Annotated in this window: 15 protein-coding genes; 5 read left to right on the forward strand and 10 right to left on the reverse strand. The window is 63.1% G+C overall.

Annotated features, from left to right (window positions below):
• Positions 1-2: 2 nt before the first annotated feature.
• Complete coding sequence (gene rfbB, locus Q8Z05_RS00270) at positions 3-1,001, reverse strand: dTDP-glucose 4,6-dehydratase (protein WP_305941559.1); 999 nt, start codon at positions 999-1,001, stop codon at positions 3-5.
• A 103-nt stretch (positions 1,002-1,104) separates the two neighbouring features.
• Here rfbB and rfbA point away from each other — a divergent pair, with 103 nt between their 5' ends.
• Together rfbA and Q8Z05_RS00280 are read left to right on the forward strand one after the other, a co-directional pair.
• Positions 1,105-1,977, forward strand: a complete 873-nt coding sequence (gene rfbA, locus Q8Z05_RS00275; protein WP_305941560.1) for a glucose-1-phosphate thymidylyltransferase RfbA — start codon at positions 1,105-1,107, stop codon at positions 1,975-1,977.
• An 18-nt stretch (positions 1,978-1,995) separates the two neighbouring features.
• Entirely contained in the window at positions 1,996-3,975 is a 1,980-nt protein-coding gene (locus Q8Z05_RS00280) for a DUF6541 family protein (RefSeq protein WP_305941561.1), read from the forward strand.
• Positions 3,976-3,989: 14 nt separating this feature from the next.
• Here the strand turns inward: Q8Z05_RS00280 and Q8Z05_RS00285 are convergent, their stop codons facing one another.
• A complete protein-coding gene (locus Q8Z05_RS00285) occupies positions 3,990-5,981 on the reverse strand; it encodes an acyltransferase family protein (RefSeq protein WP_305941562.1) in 1,992 nt (663 codons plus the stop codon).
• 309 nt (positions 5,982-6,290) lie between these two features.
• On the opposite strand from Q8Z05_RS00285, the gene Q8Z05_RS00290 reads away from it, so the two are divergent.
• On the forward strand, positions 6,291-7,424 hold the full coding sequence (locus Q8Z05_RS00290) for a polysaccharide pyruvyl transferase family protein (RefSeq protein WP_305941563.1): 1,134 nt from the start codon (positions 6,291-6,293) through the stop codon (positions 7,422-7,424).
• Positions 7,425-7,483: 59 nt separating this feature from the next.
• Here Q8Z05_RS00290 and Q8Z05_RS00295 read toward each other — a convergent pair whose 3' ends face one another.
• The 5 genes from Q8Z05_RS00295 to glf are packed head-to-tail and all read right to left on the reverse strand — an operon-like array spanning position 7,484 to position 12,834.
• Positions 7,484-8,386 carry a glycosyltransferase family 2 protein gene (locus tag Q8Z05_RS00295; protein ID WP_305941564.1) on the reverse strand — a complete coding sequence of 301 codons (903 nt, stop codon included), beginning with the start codon at positions 8,384-8,386 and terminating at the stop codon, positions 7,484-7,486.
• The gene (locus Q8Z05_RS00300) at positions 8,383-10,008 is read right to left on the reverse strand and encodes a glycosyltransferase (protein ID WP_305941565.1); all 1,626 of its coding nucleotides are present in this window, start codon (positions 10,006-10,008) and stop codon (positions 8,383-8,385) included. Before Q8Z05_RS00300 ends, Q8Z05_RS00295 begins: the two co-directional genes overlap by 4 nt.
• Positions 10,009-10,052: 44 nt before the next feature.
• Complete coding sequence (locus tag Q8Z05_RS00305) at positions 10,053-10,784, reverse strand: ABC transporter ATP-binding protein (protein ID WP_305941566.1); 732 nt, start codon at positions 10,782-10,784, stop codon at positions 10,053-10,055.
• A complete protein-coding gene (locus Q8Z05_RS00310) occupies positions 10,784-11,650 on the reverse strand; it encodes an ABC transporter permease (protein WP_305941567.1) in 867 nt (288 codons plus the stop codon). The genes Q8Z05_RS00305 and Q8Z05_RS00310 overlap by 1 nt, the downstream gene beginning before the upstream one ends.
• On the reverse strand, positions 11,647-12,834 hold the full coding sequence (gene glf, locus Q8Z05_RS00315; RefSeq protein ID WP_305941568.1) for a UDP-galactopyranose mutase: 1,188 nt from the start codon (positions 12,832-12,834) through the stop codon (positions 11,647-11,649). Before glf ends, Q8Z05_RS00310 begins: the two co-directional genes overlap by 4 nt.
• Positions 12,835-13,032: 198 nt before the next feature.
• On the opposite strand from glf, the gene Q8Z05_RS00320 reads away from it, so the two are divergent.
• The gene (locus tag Q8Z05_RS00320) at positions 13,033-17,073 is read left to right on the forward strand and encodes an FtsK/SpoIIIE domain-containing protein (RefSeq protein ID WP_305941569.1); all 4,041 of its coding nucleotides are present in this window, start codon (positions 13,033-13,035) and stop codon (positions 17,071-17,073) included.
• On the opposite strand, the gene Q8Z05_RS00325 is transcribed toward Q8Z05_RS00320, so the two are convergent.
• The gene (locus Q8Z05_RS00325; protein WP_371745900.1) at positions 17,030-17,536 is read right to left on the reverse strand and encodes a hypothetical protein; all 507 of its coding nucleotides are present in this window, start codon (positions 17,534-17,536) and stop codon (positions 17,030-17,032) included. The two genes, Q8Z05_RS00320 and Q8Z05_RS00325, sit on opposite strands and share 44 nt — an antisense overlap.
• A gap of 239 nt (positions 17,537-17,775) precedes the next feature.
• Here Q8Z05_RS00325 and Q8Z05_RS00330 point away from each other — a divergent pair, with 239 nt between their 5' ends.
• Entirely contained in the window at positions 17,776-18,024 is a 249-nt protein-coding gene (locus tag Q8Z05_RS00330) for a WhiB family transcriptional regulator (RefSeq protein WP_003804966.1), read from the forward strand.
• A gap of 116 nt (positions 18,025-18,140) precedes the next feature.
• Here Q8Z05_RS00330 and Q8Z05_RS00335 read toward each other — a convergent pair whose 3' ends face one another.
• The gene (locus tag Q8Z05_RS00335) at positions 18,141-19,610 is read right to left on the reverse strand and encodes a sensor histidine kinase (RefSeq protein ID WP_305941570.1); all 1,470 of its coding nucleotides are present in this window, start codon (positions 19,608-19,610) and stop codon (positions 18,141-18,143) included.
• Positions 19,611-19,643: 33 nt separating this feature from the next.
• Positions 19,644-24,497, reverse strand: coding sequence for an NAD-glutamate dehydrogenase (locus Q8Z05_RS00340; RefSeq protein ID WP_305941571.1), 4,854 nt, complete (start codon positions 24,495-24,497; stop codon positions 19,644-19,646).
• Between the last annotated feature and the right edge of the window lie 56 nt (positions 24,498-24,553).

Here is a 24,553-nt window from a genome sequence, read left to right on the forward strand (position 1 = left end):
GTCTATTGGCCCTGTTCCTTGTATTTGGCTTCAGTCCGGGCTTTTTGCGGGCGCCACCAGTTTTCGTTGTCGCGGTACCAGGCGATGGTGTCCTCGATGCCGGCGTCGAAGTTGGAGAATTTCGGTTCCCAGCCGAGCTCGGTGCGGAGCTTGGCGGAGTCGATGGCGTAGCGCAGGTCGTGGCCGGGCCGGTCCACGACGTGGTCGTAGGCGTCCCGGGGCTGGCCCATGTGCTCGAGGATGAGCTCGACGACGTCCTTGTTGTTCTTCTCGCCGTCGGCGCCGATCAGGTAGGTCTCGCCGATGATGCCCTTGTCGATGATCGCCAGCACGGCCGAGGAGTGGTCGTTGGCGTGGATCCAGTCGCGGACGTTCTCGCCCTTGCCGTAGAGCTTGGGGCGGATCCCGTCGATCACGTTGGTAATCTGGCGCGGGATGAACTTCTCCACGTGCTGGTACGGGCCGTAGTTGTTGGAGCAGTTGCTGATGGTGGCCTGCAGCCCGAAGGACCGCACCCAGGCCCGGACCAGCAGGTCGGAACCGGCCTTGGTGGAGGAGTACGGGCTGGAGGGGTTGTACGGGGTGGACTCGCTGAACCGTTCCGGGTCATCGAGTTCCAGGTCGCCGTAGACCTCGTCGGTGGAGATGTGGTGGAAACGCTTGTTGTGCTTCCGGGCGGCTTCGATCAGCGTGTAGGTGCCGATGATGTTCGTGTCCAGGAACGGGCGGGGGTCATGCAGGGAGTTGTCATTGTGCGATTCGGCGGCGTAATGCACCACAACGTCCGCGTCGGCCACTAGCGTGTCCACCAGGGCGGCGTCGCAGATATCACCCTGCACGAAGCGGAAGCGGTCCTCGGGGAGCCCCCTGAGGGATTCCAGGTTCCCTGCGTATGTCAGCTTGTCCAGGACAGTGACGTGGTCCTCGGTGTTCTCCAGAACGTAGTGGACAAAATTCGAACCGATGAAGCCGGCGCCGCCGGTGACAAGGAGTTTCTGCATTCAGCCAGCTTAGCGCGGCACGCACCGGGACTTTCTGCGCCGGGCCCCCGCAACAGGTCTTACTGGTTTGCTGGCCGTGACAATGCACGCAATGATAGAGCCCATGCGTGGAATCATCTTGGCTGGCGGCACAGGCTCGCGGCTGCACCCGATCACTCTTGGCTCGAGCAAGCAACTTGTGCCTGTCTACGACAAGCCCATGATTTACTACCCGCTCTCCACCCTGATCCTGGCCGGCATCCGGGACATCCTGATTATCACCACGCCCCACGACGCCGATCAGTTCCAGCGCCTGCTCGGCAACGGCTGGCAATTCGGCGTCAATATTACATACAAGCAGCAGCCCAGCCCGGACGGCCTCGCCCAGGCATTTGTCCTCGGAGAAGAACACATCGGCAACGAACCGGTGGCCCTGGTGCTTGGCGACAACATCTTCTACGGCCAAGGCATGGGCACCCAGCTCCGCCGCTTCAAGGACATCCAGGGCGGTGCAGTGTTCGGCTACTGGGTCTCGGACCCGACCGCCTACGGCGTCGTGGAGTTCGACGCCGACGGCCAGGCGATCTCCCTGGAAGAGAAACCGGAAAAGCCGCGCAGCCACTACGCCGTTCCCGGACTGTACTTCTATGACAACGACGTCATCGACATCGCGAAGAACCTCAAGCCCTCCCCCCGCGGTGAACTCGAGATCACGGACGTCAACCGTACCTACCTGGAGCGCGGTCAGCTGAAGGTTGAAATCCTTCCCCGCGGCACGGCATGGCTGGACACCGGCACGTTCGACTCCCTCAACGATGCGTCGAACTTCATCCGCACGGTGGAGCACCGTCAAGGCCTGAAGATTGGTGCACCGGAAGAGATCGCATGGCGGCTTGGATTCCTCAGCGATGAGGAACTGCGCGAACGCGCCGAGCCCCTGGTCAAGAGCGGCTACGGATCTTACCTGCTGGAGCTACTCCGCAGCGCAAACAACTAAGAACAGGTATATCCCTACATGTCCTGGTGGAACACCCTGCCCGCATTTGCCGTCGCTCTCCTCATCACTTTCGGCCCAGGCGGGGTGCTCGCCTACTTCATGGGTGCCCGGAGGCTTCCCCTGCTGTGCCTCGCGCCCGTGCTCACCATCGGCATCGTCGGCGTGGCCGGCATCGCAGGCGGCGCTGTAGGCCTCCGCTGGAACCACACACCGTTGCTGCTGACGACGGCGGGTGCCTCCATGGCAGCGTGGGCCTTACAGCGTTTTGTGTTCAAAACCGACTTTACCGCGCGGCAGCCGGCACCTTTCCTTGCCTGGGCGGGAGCCGCCACAGGCATGGCCCTCGGCGGAGTCCTGACCGCACGGAGGCTCACGGAAGTCATCGGCAGCCCGGAAAACTTCGCGCAGCGTTTCGACAACGTGTTTCACCTTAATGCCATCCGCTACATCATCGAGACCGGCAACGCGTCCTCCCTGACGTTGGGCGGCATGGCTGGAGGCGAAGGCGGCGGCGCGATCTACCCCTCCGCCTGGCACTCCGTCGCAGCCCTGATAGCCGAGCTTTCCGCCTCGGACGTGGTTGTTGCTGAAAACGTGTTCAACATCACCATCGGCGCGGTGATCTGGCCGGCCGCGCTGATCCTGCTGGTGCACCAGATCGTCGGTCCCCGGCCCGTTGCACTGGCCCTCACAGGTGTCTTCGCCGCGGGGTTCACGGCTTTCCCGATCTCGATCATGGACTTCGGCCCGCTGTACCCGAACATCCTGTCCTACGCGCTGCTGCCGGCGGCCCTGGCAGTCGTCATTGGTCTGTGCCGGCTTGGGTTCGATAGCCGTGGAGACCGGACGATGTTGTGGATGGCCCTCACCGTGGCCGTCCCGGCGCTTGCCCTGTCACAGACTAACGGCCTCCTGTCCCTGGTGGCATTCTCGCTTCCCCTTGGGCTGTGGGTCGCGGGCCGCGAGTTGCTGAGCCTCCGCGGCCGCTCGTTCCGTCCCTTGCAGCCGCTGATCATTATCGGCACGGCCCTCGCCGGGCTGTTGGTGTTTGTACTGGTGTGGCGCGTATTGCGCCCCCTCGTGGAATACGACGGATGGGCGCCGTTCACGGGCCTGACCGGCGCAGTGGGCGAAGTCATCTTGAACGCACCCATCGGCCGGCCCGTCGCGTGGGCACTCTCCATCCTCGCCCTCCTCGGCCTTCAACAGGTCCTTCGGAAGACCAGCGACCTCTGGATTTTCCTGTGCTGGCTGGTGCCAGTGGTCCTCTACGTCACCACTGCCTCTACTCCAAAGGGCTTCTGGCGGATGCTGCTGACAGGCGGCTGGTACCAGGACAGCTACCGCCTTGCAGCCCTCCTTCCCATCTTCACCGTGGTCCTCGCGGCTATAGGCAGCTTGTTCCTCTGGGACCTGGTCAAAACCCCGGTGGCCAAGGCCGCCACCCGGGCCGGAGGAGCATTGAGCCGTAAGTTCCCGGCAGGGGCACCCGCCGGGTTGGCGGCAGTCTTTATTCTGGCCGCAGTGGTCACAACGCAGACCGGAACCATGCGCGGAATCACGGAGGAGGCGTCACGGGCATACGTTTTGGACTCCTCGTCGCCGATAGTCAACTCCGACGAGCTGGCCGTAATCAACCGTCTGCCGCAGACTGTTCCCGTCGACGCGACCATTGCTGTGAACCCTTGGAATGGAGGTTCGCTGGCGTATGCCCTCACTGGCCGCAAAGTGAGCACTTACCATATGTTCTCCACCGACGATCCCGAGCTTACGGCCATCAACCAGGACATCGGCGAGGCTCTCCCGGGTTCCGCCGTATGCTCGATTGCCAAGGCACGGAACGTCGACTACATCCTCGACTTCGGATCCACCTATCTGGCCAACGCAGCGGCAGCCCAGGGCTTCAGGGGCGTCGTGGATGTCAAGGCTTCACCGTCGGTGAAGGTTGTGGACAGCCAGGGGGACGCCAGGCTGCTGGAAGTCGTCTCCTGCGGCTAAGCCGCTGAAGACACCTAGAGCCGTGCTTCGATCATCGGCCCCAGAAGCCGGCTGAATTCGACATTCAGGTGGTTGACGTCGAAATACACCACCACTCCCCCAACAACGCTGTAACACCGGCTCTTGTCGCAGAAATAATCAGTCAGGTCTATGAGCTTCAGGCGCGGGTTCTTATTGGCGTGGGCCGCATAGACCATGGGGTCCTGAGGAGCCGCCTCGGACCGGTCAACGGCGCACCGGGCGGGGTCTTCCACGTTGAGAAGGGCACAGTCGGGAGTACGGACATCGACGTTGTAGGGCGGGTCTGCCAGGACCACCACGGTGCTGCCGGCCGAGGTCCAGGCCTTCCAGTACTTGCCGAAACCTTCGGCGTACTGTTCGTTTTGGGACCGCCCCGAGCCGTCCTCTACCCGTTCCCTGCGCGCAAAGGCGGACGTGAAGACGTAGGCGGGCTTGTCGGCCGCCACGGCGTCAGAAACCGCCTGTCCCCACGACCTGCAATTATTGACGCTGGCCTGGTCCGCCACTGAGGCGTAGAAACCCGCATACGTCACCGCAGCCGGCGGGCATCCGCCCAGGAAGCTGATTTTAAGCATCCACTTATTCCGTTTGGCCAGGTCGAACAGGGGCGCCTGCCACTGTTGGGCGTGGGAGTCACCCACAAGCCAGACAATCGGGGCGTCCGGTGCGCCGCCGCTGAAGTCGCAGAACCGCGTGGTCTTCTTGTCCCCTGCCATGAGGATGTCCAGGTTGTCCGTGCATTCGGAGGCCGTCTTGTGGTACGCGTTAGCTTCGCTCATGGTCGGCACAAAAGCCGGCCCGAACCTGTCACCGCACTTGGCGGCGTGGTCCATGGCACGCGGGCCGTAGCAGACTGACGTCTTCTGGTTGAGCATGATTTGTTCTGCTTCTGCCACGCGCGCTTGCTGTCCCAGGTACACCCCGCCGGTGCCGGCAGCTATCACGGCCATTCCCAGCACCATGGCCACAACCGTCTTTAAGGCAGGCCGGGACGTCGGCCGGAACTGCAGCCCCTTGTCCTCAACCCATACTTTGGTAACCCATGCCAGGGGAACTGCCGCCGCCAACAGTATGAGCTTGTCAGGGGTGCGGAGTTCCGCGTCGATCAGGAACGGACCGACGACTATCAGGGGCCAGTGCCAGAGGTAGAGCGAGTAGGAGATATTTCCCAGAAATTGCACCGGCCGCAGCGAAGTCAGCCGGCTGTGCCACATGGCGTGGCCCGGCGTTCCGCCGGCAATGACCGTAGCGGTAGCTATGACGGGCAGCAGCGCGGCAGTACCCGGGAATGGTGTGGCAGCATCATAGAGCACAGCACTGGCAATCAGGCCGCCGAACCCCAGGAGCGCGAGTACATTTGCGGCGACGGCGGGGAATTTAAGCCTGTTGACCATCAGGGCCAGCCCGGCACCAACGCCGAATTCCCAGAGCCTTACATGCGTGTAGAAGTAGGCCTCGTGGTGCCCTGCCCCGGCAAGATAGGCGGAGAAGGCGAACGACCCGGCGGCTGCCACGGCGATGCCCGCAGCAACGACAACCCGGGGACGGACCCTTAAGCGCGCGGCGAGTGTTACCAGGCCTACCATCAGCAGGGGCCAGAGCAGGTAGAACTGTTCTTCTACGGAGAGCGACCAGTAGTGCTGAGCCACGGTGGCGGATGCGGTTGATGCGGAATAGTCAACGGCGTTGGCCGCCAGCACCCAGTTCTCGGCATAGAGCGCACTGGCCAGGACCTGCTGGGCGGTGTCCGTCCATCTGGAGTACGGAAGGATCATCAGGGCCGCAACGAGGGAGACGCCAAGTACTGCGAACGCCGCCGGCAGCAGCCGCCGGATGCGCCTGGAGTAGAACGCCGCCAGGCGCAGCTTCCCCGTCGCGAAGATTTCCTTCGACAGGTGGGACGTAATGAGGAAACCGGAAATGACGAAGAACACGTCAACACCCACATAGCCGCCGGTGAGCTTATTGGGCCAGAGATGGCTCAAGACCACCATCCCCACCGCAATGGCGCGGAGGGCTTGGATATCGGCGCGAAATCCGCTTTTCGTTCCGGAAACGGGCCGGGGTCGGCGTTCGCGCTGCCGGAACTCCGCCCCTTGCCCCAACGGCATCGTTCGACTAGTCGACAAACCCACCCAACTCCTCAGACTTTCGCATTAGTGGGTCGCGTAGAGCCGGGCCCATGGTAGCTTATGTCATCGTCAGCCACCGGCCCAAGTTGGCGGCCGCAAGGACGCCCTATTGCCGGCTGTATCAATTGGGTTGGCGCCAACGGAAAGTGTTAACCTTGGCCGATGACTGAGAACCTCTATCTCGTTGCCTCCGGTGGAAATCCGAACTATGGCGATGAGCTGATCGTTGCTGCGTGGCTGCGGTTCCTGGCCCGCATCCGGCCTGACGCCGCCGTCTGGCTGGACTGCCCGCAGCCGGGTACCGCAAGCGCCCTTTTTGCCGGAATCCATCCTGGGTTCCGCGCCACGAATACGCTCTGGCGGGCGTGCGCCGAGGCTCCGGACCAGTCTGCCCAGGGCGTATGGGAGCATGTGGCCAATATTGTTGCCCACGGCGGCACCCCCATGTACGACGTCGGCCTGATGGTGCTGGGCCAGGCCGACTCGATCCACCTTCTGGGCGGCGGCTATGTCAATGGTGTCTGGCCGGACCACGTGGGACTCGTCGCGGGCATGGCGGCCGCGCGCAAGCTGAACGGCTGCCGGCTGTTGGGGTCCGGGCTTGGCCTGATGCCGCTGCCTGAGAACGCCGAACTATTGGCGAAAACCTTCGCGGACTTCTCGGCGGTCAGCGTCCGTGATGACGCCAGCGCGGAATTCCTCGGCCTCGAAACGGGGCTGGATGATGTCTTCCTGGGCCTGCTCCATGAGCTGCGCCGGAGTGCGGAATCCGAGCGTGTCCAGTCCCGCGCCAAGGATGTGATGTTGTGCATCCAGAGCGACATGACCGATGAACCGACGTTCTCCCGGCTCAGGAACAAGCTGCGGGTGGTTGTCGAAAACTCCCTGGCCAAAGGACTCTCAGTGGGCTATGTGGAGGCGATTCCGGGATCGGACCGTCGAATGTTCGATGCCCTTGAAGGACTCATTCCGGAGGAGAACTTCACCCCGTTCACACAAGTGTGGGGTGAAGGCTTGCCGGTCCGCCGGGGACAGCAGTGGTACACCTCCAGGTTCCATCCGCACATGGTTGCGGCCGCCGCGGGCGCCAAAGGCGTCGCCATCGGCATCCTTGATGACTACTACGACATCAAGCACCGCTCGCTGCTGGAGCTCGGCTCCGGTTGGACCTACGCCGCCGCGGGCAGCGATGCAGAACTTCCGGAAGCAACCGGCTCGGCCGGCTTTGAAGCTGCTGCGACCCGGTTGGCGGGCAGCAAGAGGACCGAAGCGCTGGCTTTGTATCCGGTCCGCTAGGCCGGAACATCAACAAAAGGGGGCCCGCCCGGGCCCCCTTTTGTTATGCCGTTGACGCCTCAGCGGACGCTTCGGGCCATTTTCGGCTTGGGATCAAACTTCAGACCGGCCAGGATCTGTTTTGCCACCCGCAGCTGCAAACGCCGCCCAACGCCGCCCTTGACCATCCAGGCATACGTTGTGGCCACAAACTGCACCCACGCAAGCTTGTCGTCGTGGTGCCAGCGGTATGACGATTCGTTCCGCGCTCCGTAGAGGAACTTCCAGGCGTTGCCGGGATTCAGATCCCCGAAGTTCACGCCGCGGTTCGTAGGCATATCGTGGGTCACCACGCTGTCGAGGATCTGGACGCCAGGTCCGTCAGCGCTGATCCGGAGCGTGTACTCCATGTCGTCGAACCAGATGAAGTACTCAACCAGCGGCAGGCCATATTTCGCGATGGAACGGCGCGGAATGAGGACCGAAACGAATGAGCAGTTGGTGATCAGCACCGCACGCTGGCCTTTGGCGATCAGGCGCCCCCAGTCCCACGTGGCGCCGGCGTTGTTCATCTCGCAAATCGAGCCGTCGGTGTAGCGGACGAGGGAGCAGCTGTACGGCACGTTGCGTCCGAGTTCCTGCTCAGCATCTGCGTGGCCCGCAAGAAGCTTCTCCAAGGCGTTTTCCTCGGTGTAGCAGTCGTCGTCCATGATCCACACCCAGTCGGCGCCGCGCTCGTAAGCTCGCTCCATGCCGGCAGCAAAACCCCCTGCACCGCCCGTGTTGGAGTCCAGGCGGACAACTTCCACCCGCGGGTCGTCTTCGTAAACTGCCAGGAGTTGTGGCGTGGAGTCCGTGCTCGCGTTGTCGATGACAATCAGCCGGTCAACGGACCGGGACTGGGCAAGGATCGAGTCGAGAACCCTCCCGAGCTTGTCAACACGGTTGTAGGTGACGACTACGGCTGCGACCTGGTCGGTCATGCTTTCCATCCTTCGTAAAGTTCTGTGGTCCATTCCCGTGCTTCCGGGAGTTCCTTCAGGGCGGCGATCTTTTGCCTTTGCTCTTCAACGATCAGTTCGCGCAGCTCCTCCGAGGCCATGATGTCCTTGGTGCGCTCGACAGCTTCCTTGATAAAGGCCAAGGGCTGTCTGGGAACGAGCACCTTGTCGGACACGAGCGACGCCTGCGATCCAACGTCGGTGGACAGGACCGCAACGTCCTGGGCTGTCGCCTCAAAGGTCGTCAGGGTGAGTCCCTCATTGTCCGAAGAAATCACCAGCAGGTCCGACTCAGCCAGGGTGTCATCCACGGAACGCGGCGGCTGACGCAGCTCAAGGCAGTCCGACAGGCCGTACTTCGCGACGAGCCTCGACGTCTCTTCAGCCAGGGCCCCTGATCCGTGCAGGATGAACCTCACCTCCTGGTCCGTGGAGCGCCGAAGCTGGGCGGCGTAGCGGAGGAAGAGGTACGGGCGCTTCTGCTGGCTGAGGCGCCCGATGAAGGACACCGTAAAGGGACGTCCGGGGGCTTTTTCAACCCGTTCCGCATTCCCTGCCCCGCTCAGGCCGTACAGCGGAGCGAGGGCCACCCGTTCCTTCGGCACATCCCGCTGCAGGACCATGTAGTCCCTCAGCTGTGGCGAGATGACATGGTGCATATCGATGGCATTGGACAGTTTGACAGCCACTTCAACGAAGCCGCCGGTCCTCCATTCAATGACGTGGAGCGAGTCGGCTGTCCGGATCCTTGGATCCATGGCTTTGAACCACGCAAGGCGGTGGTAAAGCCAGCCGTTGTGGTGGACGTGGATGCCGTGAACAGAGAACTTCGTCAGCAATGCCAGCAGGAGTTCCGATTCCTCCTCGTCCGAAATGGGAAGCGTCAGCGGCAGGACCAAGGCGCCGTCCAGTTCGGGGCGCACGATCCACGGGTGGGCTGACTCGCGGTCGGTCAGCACGATGGGCAGGAAGCCGGCCTCACGTGCGAGGGCGATGGTTTCGATGGCCCATCGTTCTGCCCCGCCCATCTCCAGCCAGTGCAACCCGAAGATGATGGCAGGCTCGCCGTGCTCGGACGGGATGCGCGGCGGTGCAGTGGATTCGATCGGGGCCATCCGCGGCGGCCGGCGGTTCGGAGTGACGCGCTTTTCGTAGTAGTCGGTCAGTCCCTGGCGCAGGGCGTCGAAGGCGATCGGCGCTCCGAATCGGGCCCGGCGAAGGATCTTAGCTTTGCGGCCGGGACGGTCATAGTAGGTCGCTCCCCCTTCTGAACGCTCTCCGCCCAGATCGAGCACGAGGGGAACGAGGGCCGGGTCTGCGGATGCTGTTGCCGGAACCGTACTCCTGACTCCCACGGTGCACACTACTGTCCGGTTCGGCTCCCACTCGTGGCGGTGGCAGGCATAGCCTGTCAGGCGCGGAAACTCGCCGTCCGGGGCGCGGAGGACAATGACCTTGAATTCACGGCCAGGCTGGATCAGTGAGTGGTAGTTCAACCCGCCAACAAGCAGGCCGAGCTCCCGATCGGAGAGTCGGCCCTCTCCGCCTGCCAGACCTGAACCGCCGTCGTCTACAACTTCGAAGAGCTTACGGGCCCTACTCATCTAAACTCCCTACTGCAATCGTGTTCATATGCGTCAGCTCCGTCTCAGCCTTCCCGGAGAAGGCGTACTGCTTCCCCGATAGGCCCGTCCGCGACTTTCTTGCCCTGCCGCAGCACGACGCCCCTGTCGCAAACTTTGCTCACCATGTCGAGGTCGTGGCTGACGACTACGAGCGTGCAACCCGACTCCCGGAGTTCCTGGATGCGCGCCAGGCACTTCTTCTGGAACGGTTCGTCGCCGACCGAGAGGATCTCATCGATCAGGAAAACATCGGGATTCGTGTGAACGGCGACTGAAAATGCCAGGCGCAGGAACATCCCTGAGGAGTAGAACTTCACCTCCGTGTCGATGAATTTTCCGATTTCGGAAAATTCAACGATCTCGTCAAAGCGCGCTTCTGTTTCCTTCTCCGTCATTCCCAGGAGTACACCGTTGAGGAACACATTTTCGCGGCCTGTGAGGTCCGGGTGGAATCCCGCGCCGACTTCAATAAGACCGGCAACCTTGCCGCGTGTCCTGACACTGCCTGTATCGGTGCTCATGACGCCGGAAATGAGCTTGAGCAGGGTGGATTTTCCGGAACCGTTGAACCCCAGCAGCGCCACCGATTCACCGACGCCGACCGTTACGTCCACACCATCCAGTGCCATGAACGTCGAGGAGAGGTCCCCCCTGCGTCCTTTGAAAAGCCAGACCACGGTCTCTTTCAGGGACCGCGTGTGCCGGAGGTTAAAGCGTTTGGATACCTTTTCTACAATGATTGCTTCTGCGGCCATCACAACTCCTGCGCGAATCTGCCCTCAAGGCGACGGAATACGGTCTGGCCAATGGCGAGCAGCACCAACGAAATCAACAGACCCACCGGCAACCACAGCGAAATGAGATTGTCCGGCATCCTGGCGCCTTCGGCGGCCGTCCGCACCGCAGTTGTTGGCGCCCAGAACGCGAAGTGGAACAATTCGACGGCGATCGTCATAGGGTTCAGCTGGTAGAAGAAGTAGAACGTCTCCCCCAGCGTGTCCCGGACCAGGTACCAGGCATAGAGGACGGGCGAGAGCCACGTGGCCATCATGAGCATCAGGTCAACGATGTTTTCAGAGTCCCGGAACATCACATTGGCAGCCGCAAACAGCAGTCCCAGGCCCAGCGACAGCATGGCGACAATGCCGAAAGCACCTACGGCGCCCAGAAGCTGCACGATGCTCGGGGTCCACCCAAAGAAGAAGCACGCCACCAGCAGGATCAGGAACTGGGGCAGGAAATGGACCATCGCCACCCAGACCGACGCCACCGGAAAAAGCTCGCGCGGCAGGAAGATCTTCTTGACCAGGGCCCCATTCGCAACAATGGAGCGCGTTGCGTTGCTGAATGCCTCCGAAAAAAAGTTCACCAGGATGATGCCCGAGAACATGTAGATGACGAAGTTGGGCTGCTTGTTCAGGCCTAGGAAGACTCCGAGGGCGAAATAGAACACGATGAACTGCACGCCCGGCTTGACGTAGCTCCAGAGCAGGCCCAGCACGGAGCTGCGGTAGCGGACCTTGAGTTCCTTCCGCACAATAAGCCGGAGCAGTTCACGGCGCCGGAACACGTCAAGGAGGCCGCCGCCCTTGTCGGGAGCAGCCAGTAACTCAGCGCTCACGCGTCTACCCCTCCGCTTTCAAGCGTTGTTCCACTCTCGAAGTGCGGACGGATTTGGTTGTCAAACATGGTCAGGGCCGAGCCGATTGCCATGTGCATATCGAGGTACTTGTACGTTCCCAGCCTGCCGCCGAACAGCACATCCTTCTCGGCAGCCGCGAGGTCGCGGTATTTGAGCAGTCGTTCGCGGTCTGCTGCGGTGTTGATCGGGTAGTACGGTTCGTCACCCTTCTCAGCGGCCCGGGAGAACTCACGCATGATCACGGTCTTCTCGGTCTGGTAGTCGCGTTCCGGGTGGAAGTGGCGCGGTTCGATAATTCGCGTGAAGGGGACATCGTCGTCGTTGTAGTTCACTACGGACGTACCCTGGAAGTCGCCGACCTCGAGGACTTCCTCTTCGAAGTCGATGGTCCGCCAGGACAAATCGCCTTCCGAGAAATCAAAGTACCGGTCAACTGGTCCGGTATAGATCACCGGGATGTTGCCGACAACCTTGTTCTTGCTGTATTCGTGTGACTCATCGAAGAAGTCTGTGTTGAGCCGGACCTCGATGTTCGGGTGCTCCGCCATCTTTTCAATCCACGCAGTGTAGCCGTCGGTCGGAAGGCCCTCGTACGTGTCGTTGAAGTAGCGGTTGTCGTAGTTGTAGCGCACCGGTAGGCGGGAGATGATCCCCGCAGGCAGGTCTTTCGGATCCGTCTGCCACTGCTTGCCCGTGTAGTGCTTGATGAAAGCCTCGTACAGCGGCCGGCCGATCAGCTGGATGCCCTTGTCGTTCAGGTTCTGCGGATCGGTGCCCGCGAGCTCGCCGGCCTGCTCCTTGATGAGGGCCTGCGCCTCCCCCGGAGTCAGGTTGGAGCGGAAGAACTGGTTGATCGTGGCCAGGTTGATCGGCAGCGAGTACACCTCGCCCTTGTGGACCCCATAGACCTTGTGCACGTAGTTGGTGAACGTGGTGAAACGGTTGACGTACTCCCACACGCGTTCGTTTGACGTGTGGAACAAGTGGGCCCCGTAGCGGTGCACCTCGATGCCGGTCTGCTCTTCCTTTTCGCTGTAGGCATTCCCGCCGATATGGTGGCGGCGGTCGAGAACAACGACCTTCAAGCCCAGCTCAGTGGCGGCCTGTTCTGCGATTGTCAGGCCGAAAAAGCCCGACCCTACGATGACGAGGTCAGCGGTCACAAAATCTCCTGATTCGAATGCGGGCAGCCCAATGTTGTGCATTGGCTGCTGCTCTAGCCTACCCGAGCCTGCAGCGCCACCTGTGAATCCCGGGTACGGGCCGGGCTTTTCCACATAGACCTTTTCGGGCAGTGCCCCCGCGGGGTGCCCGCAGGTAGCTTGGGCAGCAAGCGCCTCCGCCCCAAGGGAAAGCACCCGATGAAGCTTCACTGCACGCTTGTCCGTGGACCCCATGCCCCCAGCCCCGGTCCGCCGCTCGAACTGACGGTTGAGGCGCCGCAGGGATGCGCCGGGACCGAACTGCAGCACGCTTTGGAGCGCCAATTCGGCGCGGGAGACCTGTCCGTTTCCGGACAGCCGCTGTCCTGCCTGGTACTCGGCGTACCGCCGCTCGCCACCGGGGCTGTCATCGTCGACGGCGCCGGCGGACGGACTTCGCGAATCGGTGCGGAAGACTCCGCGTCGCTGCTGGTTGCCGTGCACAGCGGTCCCGCTGCAGGGACAGTGTTGCCGCTGCGACGCGGTACGTACCGGATCGGCCGGAGCGGCACGGATATCGCGCTGCCGGACCCCGCCGTGTCTCGTGAACACGCCCGGCTGGATGTAACTGACACAGCCGTCACCATCGCCGACCTGGACAGCGTCAACGGATCGTTCGTGGACGGGAAGCGGGTGGCGCAGGGTGAGGTCTCAACGGACTCGGTCATCAGTTGCGGGAGTTCGACGCTGTCCGTCGTGTTCGGCCCACGGCCCGCAGGACGGCCCCTTGAGTGGGACGCTGCCGGGGCCAGTGTGACGGAGCCTCTGACGATTCCGCATAGGCCGGAAGGCGGAAACCGGGGCCTACTCCTGCTCACCGCGGTACTGCCGCTGCTCATCGGCGTGGGCCTGGCTGTCGTCACTGGCATGTGGATGTTCCTTGCCTTTACGGCGGTCTCTGCCGTCTCCATGCTGGTTCCCCTGATCGCCGGCCGCCGCCAGCGGCGCCGGCTCAAGTCACTTTTGGCTGCCGCCGTCCACGAAGACAGGGAACGACGACGACGGTCCGCACCGTCGGCGGCCGAACTCGCGCTGAGGGGCCAAACACCACCTGCCGGCAGGTCAGCCGGACCAGCTGCGCCCGACGAAATCGCGCTACGTCTTGGGCTCGCGGAACAAGTGGCCAACATTCGCCTGGATCCGGTCGACCCTGATTTCGAGGCGCCGGCTGCCGGACTCATGCCATTCATCCTGCAGCTGTCAGGCATTGCGTTTGTCCGTGGCCCGAAGCAGGACGTCGCCGGTCTGGTCCGGTTCATGATCATGCAGCTCACCAGTTACCGGTCTGCAGCACGGACCCGGATCCTCGTGCACGGGCCGCCCTGCACCCTGCCGCTGTCCGCCCGGTACCTTGCGCCGGTTGTCCTTTCGTCGAATGCACAAACGACATTGGCGCTTCTGGAGCGTGGCATCGACCGGACCCAGGAACGGGGCATTCTCGTCCTGACTGGCAGCGGTGACGAACCGGCGGAAGCTCCAGACCTCTCTGACACCGCAGTCGGTCGCGGCTGGCAGGTTCTGGACTGCACCCTGGATGGTCCCGCGGAGTCCGGCGAGGTCATCGAGCTGCGCGGAGCCATCGCGCGGTTGTGCAATACGGACTCCGCGAAGGACTTCCTCCCCGACCTCGTTCCGGAGGGGGTCTTCGACCAATATTGCCGGAGCATGGCGCTGCAGCGTGAGTGCAGCCCCCAGGCTGAACCTGTTGTGCCGCAGAACTGCTCGCTGGCCGAGGTCCTTCCCTGGTCCGCCGCAGATGTATCGGCCCGCTGGCTTGCCGGAGACCTGCGGCCCGGGCTCTCCGTCCCTATCGGGATGGCGGCCCAGGGTCCCCGCACGCTTGACCTTGAGTCGGACGGCCCCCATCTGTTGGTGGCCGGAACCACCGGTTCCGGAAAGTCCGAACTCCTCCGGAGCCTCGCGGCCGGCCTGGCTCTCAGCTACCCCCCGTCCAGGATCAACTTCCTCTTCTTTGACTTCAAGGGCGGTTCGGGCCTTGGACCGCTGACCGGGCTTCCCCACTGTGTGGGGATGCTCACGGACCTCACCAGGAGTGAACTGGACCGCGCCCTGAGCTCCCTGCGCGCCGAAATCCGGTACAGGGAGGAAGTTCTTTCGGCTGCGCAGGCGTCGGATCTGGAAGACTACAGGGCCGCGGGCTCCCCGGCCGGTCCGCTGGCCCATCTGGTCCTCGTCATCGACGAGTTCAGGATGCTCGTCGAAGATGCCCCCGAGGCCTTGAAGGAGCTGATGCGGATTGCGGCCATCGGCCGGTCACTGGGCATACACCTGGTCATGGCCACACAGCGCCCCCAGGGGGCCCTCACAGCTGACATCCGTGCAAATGTCACGAGCAGTATTGCGCTGCGCGTCCAGTCCGAGATGGAATCGGTCGACATCATCAATTCCCGGGTCGCCGCCGGCATCGGGGTGGGCAGTCCCGGCCGCGCCTACCTCGCCCGCGGAACGGAGGACCCGGTCGAGTTCCAGACCGCGTCTCTCGCTGGCGCCAGTGCCGCGGGGAACACTTCCGCGGTCCGGGTCCGCCTCGCAGCGGAGGCTTCCGGCACGTCGGCGCCGGACGACGACGGACAATACGCTGGCAGGCCTACTTCGCCGGCCGAGGCAGCTGGTCCCCTTGTTGAATCGCTGGTGAATCTCTGGGACGGTATGGGATGCGTTGCGCCACGCCGCCCCGTAGCACCGCCGTTACCCGCGCAGGTCGCCCTTCCCAAGACCGCAGCCACCTGCGGATCCACGCCCGGCGCCTGGACCGTAGAGATGGGGCTGATTGACGAGCCGGACCGGCAGCGGGTGTCCCCGCTGACGTGGTTGCCCTCCGACCATGGCCATCTGGGATTCATCGGCTCCACAGGGAGCGGAGTGGACGAAGCCTTGGACCTGGCATTGCAGCAACTGATCGGGCATGACGTGGAGTCCCACGTCTACCTCCTCGACGCGGGAAACTTATTAAGCTCCGCCGACTCCCAGCCGCGGGTGGGCGCGGCCGCCGGACCACATGAACTCCGCCGGGCTGTTCGGATCCTGGAACGCATTGCCCTCGAAATGTCCCTGCGGCTCAACCGGCCGGCGAAAGAAGTTGCGCCGCCTATTGTTCTGGTGCTTGGCGGCTGGGGCTCATGGGTTTCGTCGCTCCGGGCCGGGCCGCTGGCCTGGGCCGAAGACCTGGTCCAGGACATCGTCCGGGATGGCGCCAAGGCGGGCGTGACGGTGCTCATTGCCGGCGACCGGGAGGTTGTCACAGCCCGCTTTTTCGCGTCCGTCCCCAACCGGGCATACTTTCCAACAGGCTCCACCGACGAAGGCCGCCTTGCGTGGCCTCGGCTGCCGGACGTCACGCGGCTCCGCGGACGGGCGGTAGTCTTCGGCCCGCTGACAGGCAGCGCGGGATCGGTGGCCCAGTTTTATGATCCACCCCCAACAGGATGGGCAGACGCAGCACTGGTCAAGGAACCCGCTGTCAGGCCATTCAGAATCGAAGCCCTGCCTACGCGCATAGGTGCACCCGAGGTCCTGGCACGTATCGAGTGCCATTCCGCGTCATCCGGAGGCACGGCGGCTGCCCTCCGGGGCGGAAACAAGAACCGCAAGATCATCGTCGGTATTGGCGGTGACGAACTCATCCCGGCAGCTGTACGTCTTCAGCCTGCAACCATTTTGCCGGTTCTGGGGGGTCCAGCGTCCGGCAAGAGTTCCCTGCTGACAACCATTCCACTCCTGAACCCTGACGTTTCCGGCTGGCTCTTTCCCGGCCCGGAAGATGACGTCGCCAGTTATTGGGCGGAGGTGATGGCGCGCGCTGACGCCGGCCGGCTCGATAAAGACTCGATACTGCTCGTGGATGATGCGGACATGCTGTCACTGGAAGCCGGCCGGCATCTCGCGGCCCTGCATGGGCTGGGGTTGACGGGCATACTGACGGCGGGGTTCAGCCCGTCACTCGCCCAGCGCGTACCTCTCGCCGCTCAAGCCCGCGGCCAGGGAAACGGAATCCTCATCGCGCCGCGGACCATGCTGGACGGGGATTTCTTCGGCGTTCGCTTTGAGGTGGAACCCAACCCTCCGGCAGGGAGAGCCGTGCTCATTGCCGAGGGCCGGGGAACAGCCGTTCAGCTGGCCGCGCCCGGGCTACCGATCACAGCGCCGGGGGCGCCCCGCCGGCGCGCGAAGCAAATCTGATCACGCCCTTGTTAAACAACAGGACTACGGCCACGACGGCCGGAACCAGCATGGCGAATCCGGCAGCAATGTAACCACCGGTGAGTGTCGGAAACCCGATCGTCAGGACAAACAACTGGGCCACCAGGGCCCCCGCCCGTGGCCAGCGGAATCCCCGGAACAGAAAATAGGCAACGGCATACAGCCAGGCCGCAAAGGAAAGCAGGAGCGCCAAAGTGAAAACAGCACCCCAGAATGACAAGACGGGTGCCCCCGTGACCAGTTGGATGGCATACCAGGCCGCAGCCACAAGCAGGGCGGTTGCTTCAGCGCCCACAATCAGCGACAGGACTGTGACAGCCGGCGGTCGGGTGGCCCGGACTTCCGGGGACGAAGGACTCGGAGATGTTCCCGAACCGTCAGTGGAGCCGGGCACGCGGGGCTCAAGGCTGGGGTCGGAGTGGTCCTCTGGGGGTCTTGACACACTGGCACCATACCGGACATAGTCGACACCGGGGAGGGCGACGGCGACCTATGTGACGTATCGCTCACGCTTAAGAGGCACTTCTTGGACGATTACCCCTTGTTTACACAGCGTTAACATGACACGCTTAATTCAGATGACCAAGGGGACCCGGCAGGGTCCCTTTCTTATGTAGCCTCTAGTGAATATTTTCACAAGAGGTCTTTAGCGAGTTCCCAGGAATGGAGTGACTGATCAGCATGGATTGGCGTAACCGCGCAGCGTGCCTCGACAAGGACCCGGAGCTGTTCTTCCCGGTAGGAAACACCGGGCCTGCTCTCCTGCAGATCGAGGAGGCCAAGAGCGTATGCCGCCGCTGCCCGGTGGTGGACACGTGCCTTCAGTGGGCCCTCGAATCGGGACAGGACGCCGGCGTCTGGGGCGGAATGAGCGAAGACGAACGCCGGGCTCTTAAGCGCCGCGCAGCGCGCGCCCGCCGGGCTTCCTAACGGATAACTCCGGCCACAGGGCCAGCAAAAAGGCGGCCGCGGACTTCACAGTCCGCGGCCGCCTTCTCTTTTGAGCTACCTTCCCTTTTAAGCTGCCTGGCCTTCAGTGGCTGGCGTCACCGTTTCTGCAGGTTCAAGACGATCTGCACCGCAGTGCCGCCCCCCTCGCGGGGCTTCCACTGAATGCTCCCGCCGAGTTCGCTGGTGACGAGGGTTCTGACGATCTGCAGTCCCAGGCCTTCCACATGGGGCGTGTCCGGAAGCCCGACACCGTCATCGGCAACTGTCACGGTCAGGAACTCGTCGCCGTCGTCGCCCTCCGACCGGTCGGCCAGGAGCCAGACAGTACCGGTTCGCCCCTCCAACCCGTGTTCGACGGCGTTCGTCACCAGTTCGTTGATGACCAGGGCAAGCGGAGTGGCAAAGTCGCTCGGCAGCTCACCGAACAGGCCGGACCTGGCAGTCTTGACCTGCTGCGACGGGGAGGCGACCTCTGCGGAGAGCCGGAACTGCCGGCCGATCAGTTCATCGAAGTCGACGCTTTGCGTCAAGCCCTGGGACAGCGTCTCGTGGACGAGGGCGATCGTTGCAACTCTTCGCATGGCCTGCTCGAGGCCTTGTTTGGCCTCATCACTGACCATCCGGCGTGACTGCATGCGCAGCAACGCTGCAACAGTCTGCAAATTGTTCTTCACCCGGTGGTGGATCTCCCGGATGGTGGCGTCCTTCGTCACCAGTTCCATTTCCCGGCGCCGGAGCTCGGAGACATCACGGCAAAGCACCAGCGCCCCGAACCTCTGCTGCTCATCGCGCAAGGGGATGGCCCGAAGTGACAGGCTGACTCCGCGGGATTCAATTTCGCTGCGCCACGGCATACGTCCCGTCACCACCAGGGGTAACGTTTCATCTACCATGCGGCGATCCCGCAACAATCCAGCCGTGACTTCGGCCAGCGACCTGCCCTCGAGGGATTCACCATCACCCAGGCGTCGGAATGCCGAGACGCCGTTCGGACTGGCGTACTGCACAATCCCGTCTGCATCAAGCCGGATCAGACCATCGCCCACGCGGGGAGCCCCACGGCGGGACCCGGTGGGCGAGGCGAAATCGGGCCACAGTCCAAGGGTTCCCATCCGCAGCAAGTCGTAGGCACATTGCCTGTACGTCAGTTCCAGCCTGGACGGCATCCGTGAACTCGACAGGTCCATGTGCGTGGTCACGACGGCCAGCGTCCGGCCGTTCCGCACCATGGGGACAGCTTCAACCCGAAGCGCCATGTCGCTGCTCCAGTTGGTTTCGCTCGAGCGCTCAATGGTGCGGCTGCTCCAGGCCTTGTCCACAAGCGGTTGCAGGTCCGACCTGATCCCCTCCCCCACGAAATCGGCGTGGAACACCGTATGCGTGGTGGAAGGGCGGACGTGGGCCAGGGCCACGTAGCCGAACTCAGGATGCGGGAACCACAGGGCCAGGTCCGCGAAGGCGAGGTCGGCGACCATCTGCCAGTCGCCCACCAGGAGGTGCAGCCACTCGGCATCCCCCGGCCCGAAATCAGCGTGTTCCCTGATGGGGTCCGTAAAGATTGCCACTACACCTCCAGATTCGGCGCTTGGAACGAATCCCTAACGCCGGACGATTGACCTCAAGAGCCTCAATGCTACCGACAGTGATGCCATATCGTCCGCTTCAAGCGAGTTGACCTCTTCAAACATGCTCCTGGCACGGTCCAGCTGTTCGGCGTTCTGGCCTTCCCAGTTCACAACGCGGTCCTCTGCCGGGGCTCCGGGCGACGTCGACTCAAGGACCGACGTCGTAATGTCCGAAATCGTGGAGTAGAGGTCATCCCGCAACGCAGCGCGGGCCAGCGCCTGCCAGCGGTCCCGCCTCGGCAGCTTGGTGATCCGCTCCAGCAGGGAGTCCACGTGGAAGCGGTCGAACACCGTGTAGTAGACATGCGCGATGCTTTCCACGGGCTCCGGGTTGTTGTGGGCGATCTTGGCAATGTCCAGCAGCACGAAGCTTTCGAACAGTTCCGCCCAGCGATGGGCGAGATCCTCCGGAAGGTCCCAGCTGCGGGCCTTTTCCAGCCACTCGGACACGCGGACACGGTCGTCGCCGCGCAGATAATCGAGAAGGCGGGCGCGCATCGGATCCATCAGCGGCTTGAACTCGTCTACGATCTCCGAGATCGGCCGGGAGGCGCCACCCTGGCTGAGGACCCACCGGACGGCCCGGTCCAGCAGCCGCCGAATGTCCAGGTGCACCGTGCTCCAGTGTTCCGTGGGGAAGGACGCCGGCAGTTCATTGAGCTCGCCGACCATAATGTCCAGCTCGTAGACTTCGCGAAGGGCCACGAACGCCTTGGCAACGGCGGCTTCATTAGCTGATGTCTCTTCAATGGTGCGGAACGCAAACGTGATGCCGCCCAGGTTGATCATGTCGTTGGCCACGACAGTGGCGATGATCTCGCGCCGCAGCGGATGAGTGTCGAGCTCGGCGTCGAACCTTTCCCGGAGTTGCTCGGGGAAGTAGGCACGAAGCGTCTGCCTGAACCAGGGGTCGTCGGCGAGATCGCTCTCCCGCAGTGCAGTTGCGAGTTCGATCTTCGCGTAAGCCGCCAGCACTGACAGCTCCGGCGAGGTCAGCCCTTGGCCCTGGGCCAGGCGTTCCCTGAGCGTCTCAGTAGTGGGCAGGGCCTCAAGGTCGCGCTTGAGGTCGGCGGATTTCTCCAGCCAGTCCATCAGCCGTTCGTAGCTGGGGCTCCACTCCGCCACACGGATGCGGTCATTGAGCAGCAGGATGTTCTGGTCAATGTTGTCCTCCAGTACCAGCCGCCCCACTTCGTCCGTCATGGATGCAAGGAAGTCCGCCCGCTCTGCGGTGTCGATCTTGCCCGCCGCCACCATCCGGTCCACAAAGATCTTGATGTTGACCTCATGGTCCGAGCAGTCAACGCCGGCGGAGTTGTCGATGGCGTCGGTATTCAGGATGACTCCCTGAAGTGCGGCTTCAATGCGTCCGCGCTGGGTCATGCCCAGGTTCCCGCCTTCTCCGACCACCTTGACACGAAGGTCGCGGCCGTCGACGCGGATGGCGTCGTTGGCTTTGTCCCCCACCTCAGCATGCGTTTCTGTGCTTGCCTTGACGTATGTGCCGATGCCGCCGTTGTACAGCAGGTCCGCGGGCGCCAGGAGAATGGCACGAAGGAGTTCCGGAGGGCTGAGTTCGGTGGTGCCGTCCGGCAGGCCAAGGGCCGCCCGCACTTGCCCGGACACGGGAATGGATTTTGCCTGCCGGCCAAAGACGCCGCCGCCTTCGCTGATGAGGCCCTTGTCGTAGTCGTCCCAGGAGGACCGGGGCAGATCGAAGAGCCTCTGTCGCTCCGCAAAGGATGCGGCCTCATCGGGATTCGGATCCAGGAAGATGTGGCGGTGGTCAAACGCCGCCAGCAGCCGAATGTGCCTGGAAAGCAGCATTCCGTTGCCAAAGACGTCCCCGGACATGTCGCCCACGCCCACCACGGTGAACGGTTCCGACTGGGTGTCCAGGTCAAGTTCGCTGAAGTGTCGCTTGACCGATTCCCACGCCCCGCGGGCGGTGATCCCCATGGCCTTGTGGTCGTAGCCCACAGAGCCGCCGGAAGCGAAGGCATCCCCCAGCCAGAAGCCGTATTCCGCCGAGAGCCCGTTTGCGATGTCCGAAAACGTTGCGGTTCCCTTGTCTGCGGCGACAACAAGGTAATTGTCGTTGTCGTCATAGCGGACGACGTCGGACGGCGGAACGACTGCTTCTCCGTCAGGGGTGGTGATCAGGTTGTCCGTCAGGTCCAGCAGGCCGCGGATGAATGTCTTGTAGCTCTCGACGCCTTCGGCCATCCAGGCTGTCCGGTCCGCCGCAGGGTCGGGGAGCTGCTTGGCAAAGAATCCGCCCTTGGCGCCGGTGGGCACAATAACGGCGTTCTTGACGGTCTGCGCCTTGACAAGGCCAAGGATTTCGGTGCGGAAGTCCTCCCGCCGGTCCGACCAGCGAAGCCCGCCGCGGGCCACCTTGCCGAAGCGCAGGTGCACACCCTCGACCCGGGGCGAGTACACCCAGATCTCAAACATTGGCCGGGGGTAGGCCAGCCCGTCGATCGCGGCCGGGTTTAGTTTGAAGCTCAGGTACGGCTTCTGCTGGTAGAAGTTGGTCCGGAGTGTGGCCTCGATGAGGTTGGCAAAAGTACGGAGCACGCGGTCGGCGTCGAGGGTGGCTACCTGTTCAATGGCAGCTGCCAGCTCGGCGCGGACGGTTGCCTGGCGCTCGGTACGGACGTCGTCCTCAAGTGCGGGGTCAAAGCGCGCCGCGAACAGCGCGCCCAGCGAACGGGTCACCTCGGGATTGGCCAGCAGCGTGTCGGCAATGAATCCAAATGAATTCGTGTTGCCCATCTGGCGCATGTACTTCGCGTAGGCGCGGAGGACCACAATCTGGCGCCAGTGCATGCCTTCGCGCAGGACCAGACGGTCAAAGCTGTCCGACTCGACGTCACCGGAAACGGCGGCGCCGAAGGCGTCCGCCAACAGCTGGCCTGTGGCGAGGGGAGCCACGCCGGGCGGGTACTTCAGTCCCAGGTCGTACAGGAAGAAGTCCCGTTTGTCCGCCGTCTCGATTTCAAAGGGCCGCTCATCGAGCACTTCAAGGCCAAGGTTATGGAAGTACGGCAGGATCTGGCTGAGGCTCTTCGGCTCGAGCATGTAAAGCTTGACCCGGGCATCCTCTTCAAGCGTGGCTCCTGCCCCCTCGGGAAGGTACACATGGACGCCGGGCCTCTCGTGCGTGCCCCTTTCAGCCAGTTCAGCAGATGATCCGTACTTCTCGAACCGCTCGATGTCCGCGAGTGCGTCCTCGACCTCGTAGTCCACGCGGTAGCTGACGGGGAAGGCTTCGGCCCAGGCCGAGGCAAGTCCCTTGTTGTCACCACCGGCACCGCTGTCCCGCAGCACTTCCGTGATCCCTTCGCTCCATGAACGCGCAGCCCGGACAAGCCTCTTCTCCAGCTCCTCGACGTTGACGTCGCTGACGTCTGCATCCTTCGGCAGCCGGATCCGGAAGAACAGCCTTGCCAGCGCCGATTCGGTCATCCTGGCTTCGTAGTCAATGGAGACGGCGTGGAAGGTCTCGCGGAGTTCCTGCTCGATGCGGAGGCGCACGTTCGTTGTGTACCGGTCGCGGGGAAGGTACACCAGGGCGGACATGAACCGGCCGTAGATATCGGGCCTCAGGAACAGCCGGGTGCGCCGCCGTTCCTGCAGCCGCTGGATTCCGGTGGCTGTCGCAGCGAGGTCGGAAACCTCGATCTGGAACAGCTCATCCCGGGGGTAGGTCTCAAGGATACCCAGCAGGTCCTTGCCTGAATGGGAGTGCGGCGGGAACCCGGCGCTGCGCAGCACGGCCTCCACCTTCTCGCGGACAACAGGGATGTTCCTGACAGAGCCCGCGTAGGCACTGGTGGCGAAGAGCCCGATGAACCGCTGCTCACCGTTGACGTTTCCGGCAGCGTCGAAGCTCTTGACCCCAATGTAATCGAGGTACGCCGGGCGGTGCACGGTGGAGCGGGAATTAGCTTTGGTGATGACCAACGCGCGCTTCTCGCGCGCCTTCTTGCGACCCGCAACGGTGAGGTGCTGGACGTGGTGTCCTTCGGCGCCGCTGCGGAGCAGGCCGAGGCCGCTTTCTTCCCGCAGTTCCAGGACGTCCTCGCCTGATTCGTTGACGAGGTCATATTCCCGGTAACCGAGGAAGGTGAAGTTGCCGTCGTCGAGCCATCGAAGAAGCTCCTGGGCCTGGCGCAGTTCCTCGATCTGTGAGGGGTTGGCCACGTTGTCGAGGTCCTGTGCGATCTGCAGCGCCTTGTTGCGCATCTTCGGCCAGTCCTCTACGGCCGCCCGGACGTCCCCCAGGACACGTTCAATACCTTCAATCAGCCGCCCATGGGATTCCTCGCTGGCAGGGCCGATCTCGACCGCGATCCACGATTCCATATGGGAGGCGTTGTCGCCTTGGGCAATCAGGTGTGACAGGCTCGGCATCGCCGCAGTGTCGCCGCTGGAAATGCCGATGCTGGACGGCACCCTGTCCACTTTTGCCAGCTGCGCGCTCTCCCGGTTGCGGGTGACGACAAACAGCGGGTGGAGGACAAGGTGGATGGCAGAGTTCTGCCGCACGAGCTCGGCATTGACGGAGTCCACCAGGAACGGCATGTCGTCCGTGACGATATACACAACACTGCAGTCCGCTTCGTCAACGATCCTGATGTTGGCCGTGCCCGGCACGCGGACAGCCGCAACCTCGCGGTGGGTTTCGGCGCGGGCGGCCAGGACGTCCGGTGAATAGGCCCGGAAATCTTCCTCCGGAAGGTGCTCGTAGTAGTCTCCGAAGTACCCTTCACGGGCTCCGAGCAAAACGGACTGATCCTCCACGCTGGACCCAGACGACATCGACAAACGCCTCCATCACAAATTCATAGCTGCCTCTTTGCAGCCCTTATGGTGAG

It is taken from the genome of Arthrobacter oryzae, assembly GCF_030718995.1.
In the GTDB taxonomy this organism is placed as follows: domain Bacteria; phylum Actinomycetota; class Actinomycetes; order Actinomycetales; family Micrococcaceae; genus Arthrobacter; species Arthrobacter oryzae_C.

Coding starts and splice junctions, on each gene's coding strand:
- Q8Z05_RS00290 (WP_305941563.1), top strand. CDS start 6,291: ATGACTGAGAACCTCTATCTCGTTGCCTCCGGTGGAAATCCGAACTAT.
- Q8Z05_RS00340 (WP_305941571.1), bottom strand. CDS start 24,497: ATGTCGTCTGGGTCCAGCGTGGAGGATCAGTCCGTTTTGCTCGGAGCC.
- Q8Z05_RS00300 (WP_305941565.1), bottom strand. CDS start 10,008: ATGAGTAGGGCCCGTAAGCTCTTCGAAGTTGTAGACGACGGCGGTTCA.
- Q8Z05_RS00320 (WP_305941569.1), top strand. CDS start 13,033: ATGAAGCTTCACTGCACGCTTGTCCGTGGACCCCATGCCCCCAGCCCC.
- Q8Z05_RS00295 (WP_305941564.1), bottom strand. CDS start 8,386: ATGACCGACCAGGTCGCAGCCGTAGTCGTCACCTACAACCGTGTTGAC.
- rfbB (WP_305941559.1), bottom strand. CDS start 1,001: ATGCAGAAACTCCTTGTCACCGGCGGCGCCGGCTTCATCGGTTCGAAT.
- rfbA (WP_305941560.1), top strand. CDS start 1,105: ATGCGTGGAATCATCTTGGCTGGCGGCACAGGCTCGCGGCTGCACCCG.
- Q8Z05_RS00280 (WP_305941561.1), top strand. CDS start 1,996: ATGTCCTGGTGGAACACCCTGCCCGCATTTGCCGTCGCTCTCCTCATC.
- Q8Z05_RS00305 (WP_305941566.1), bottom strand. CDS start 10,784: ATGGCCGCAGAAGCAATCATTGTAGAAAAGGTATCCAAACGCTTTAAC.
- Q8Z05_RS00330 (WP_003804966.1), top strand. CDS start 17,776: ATGGATTGGCGTAACCGCGCAGCGTGCCTCGACAAGGACCCGGAGCTG.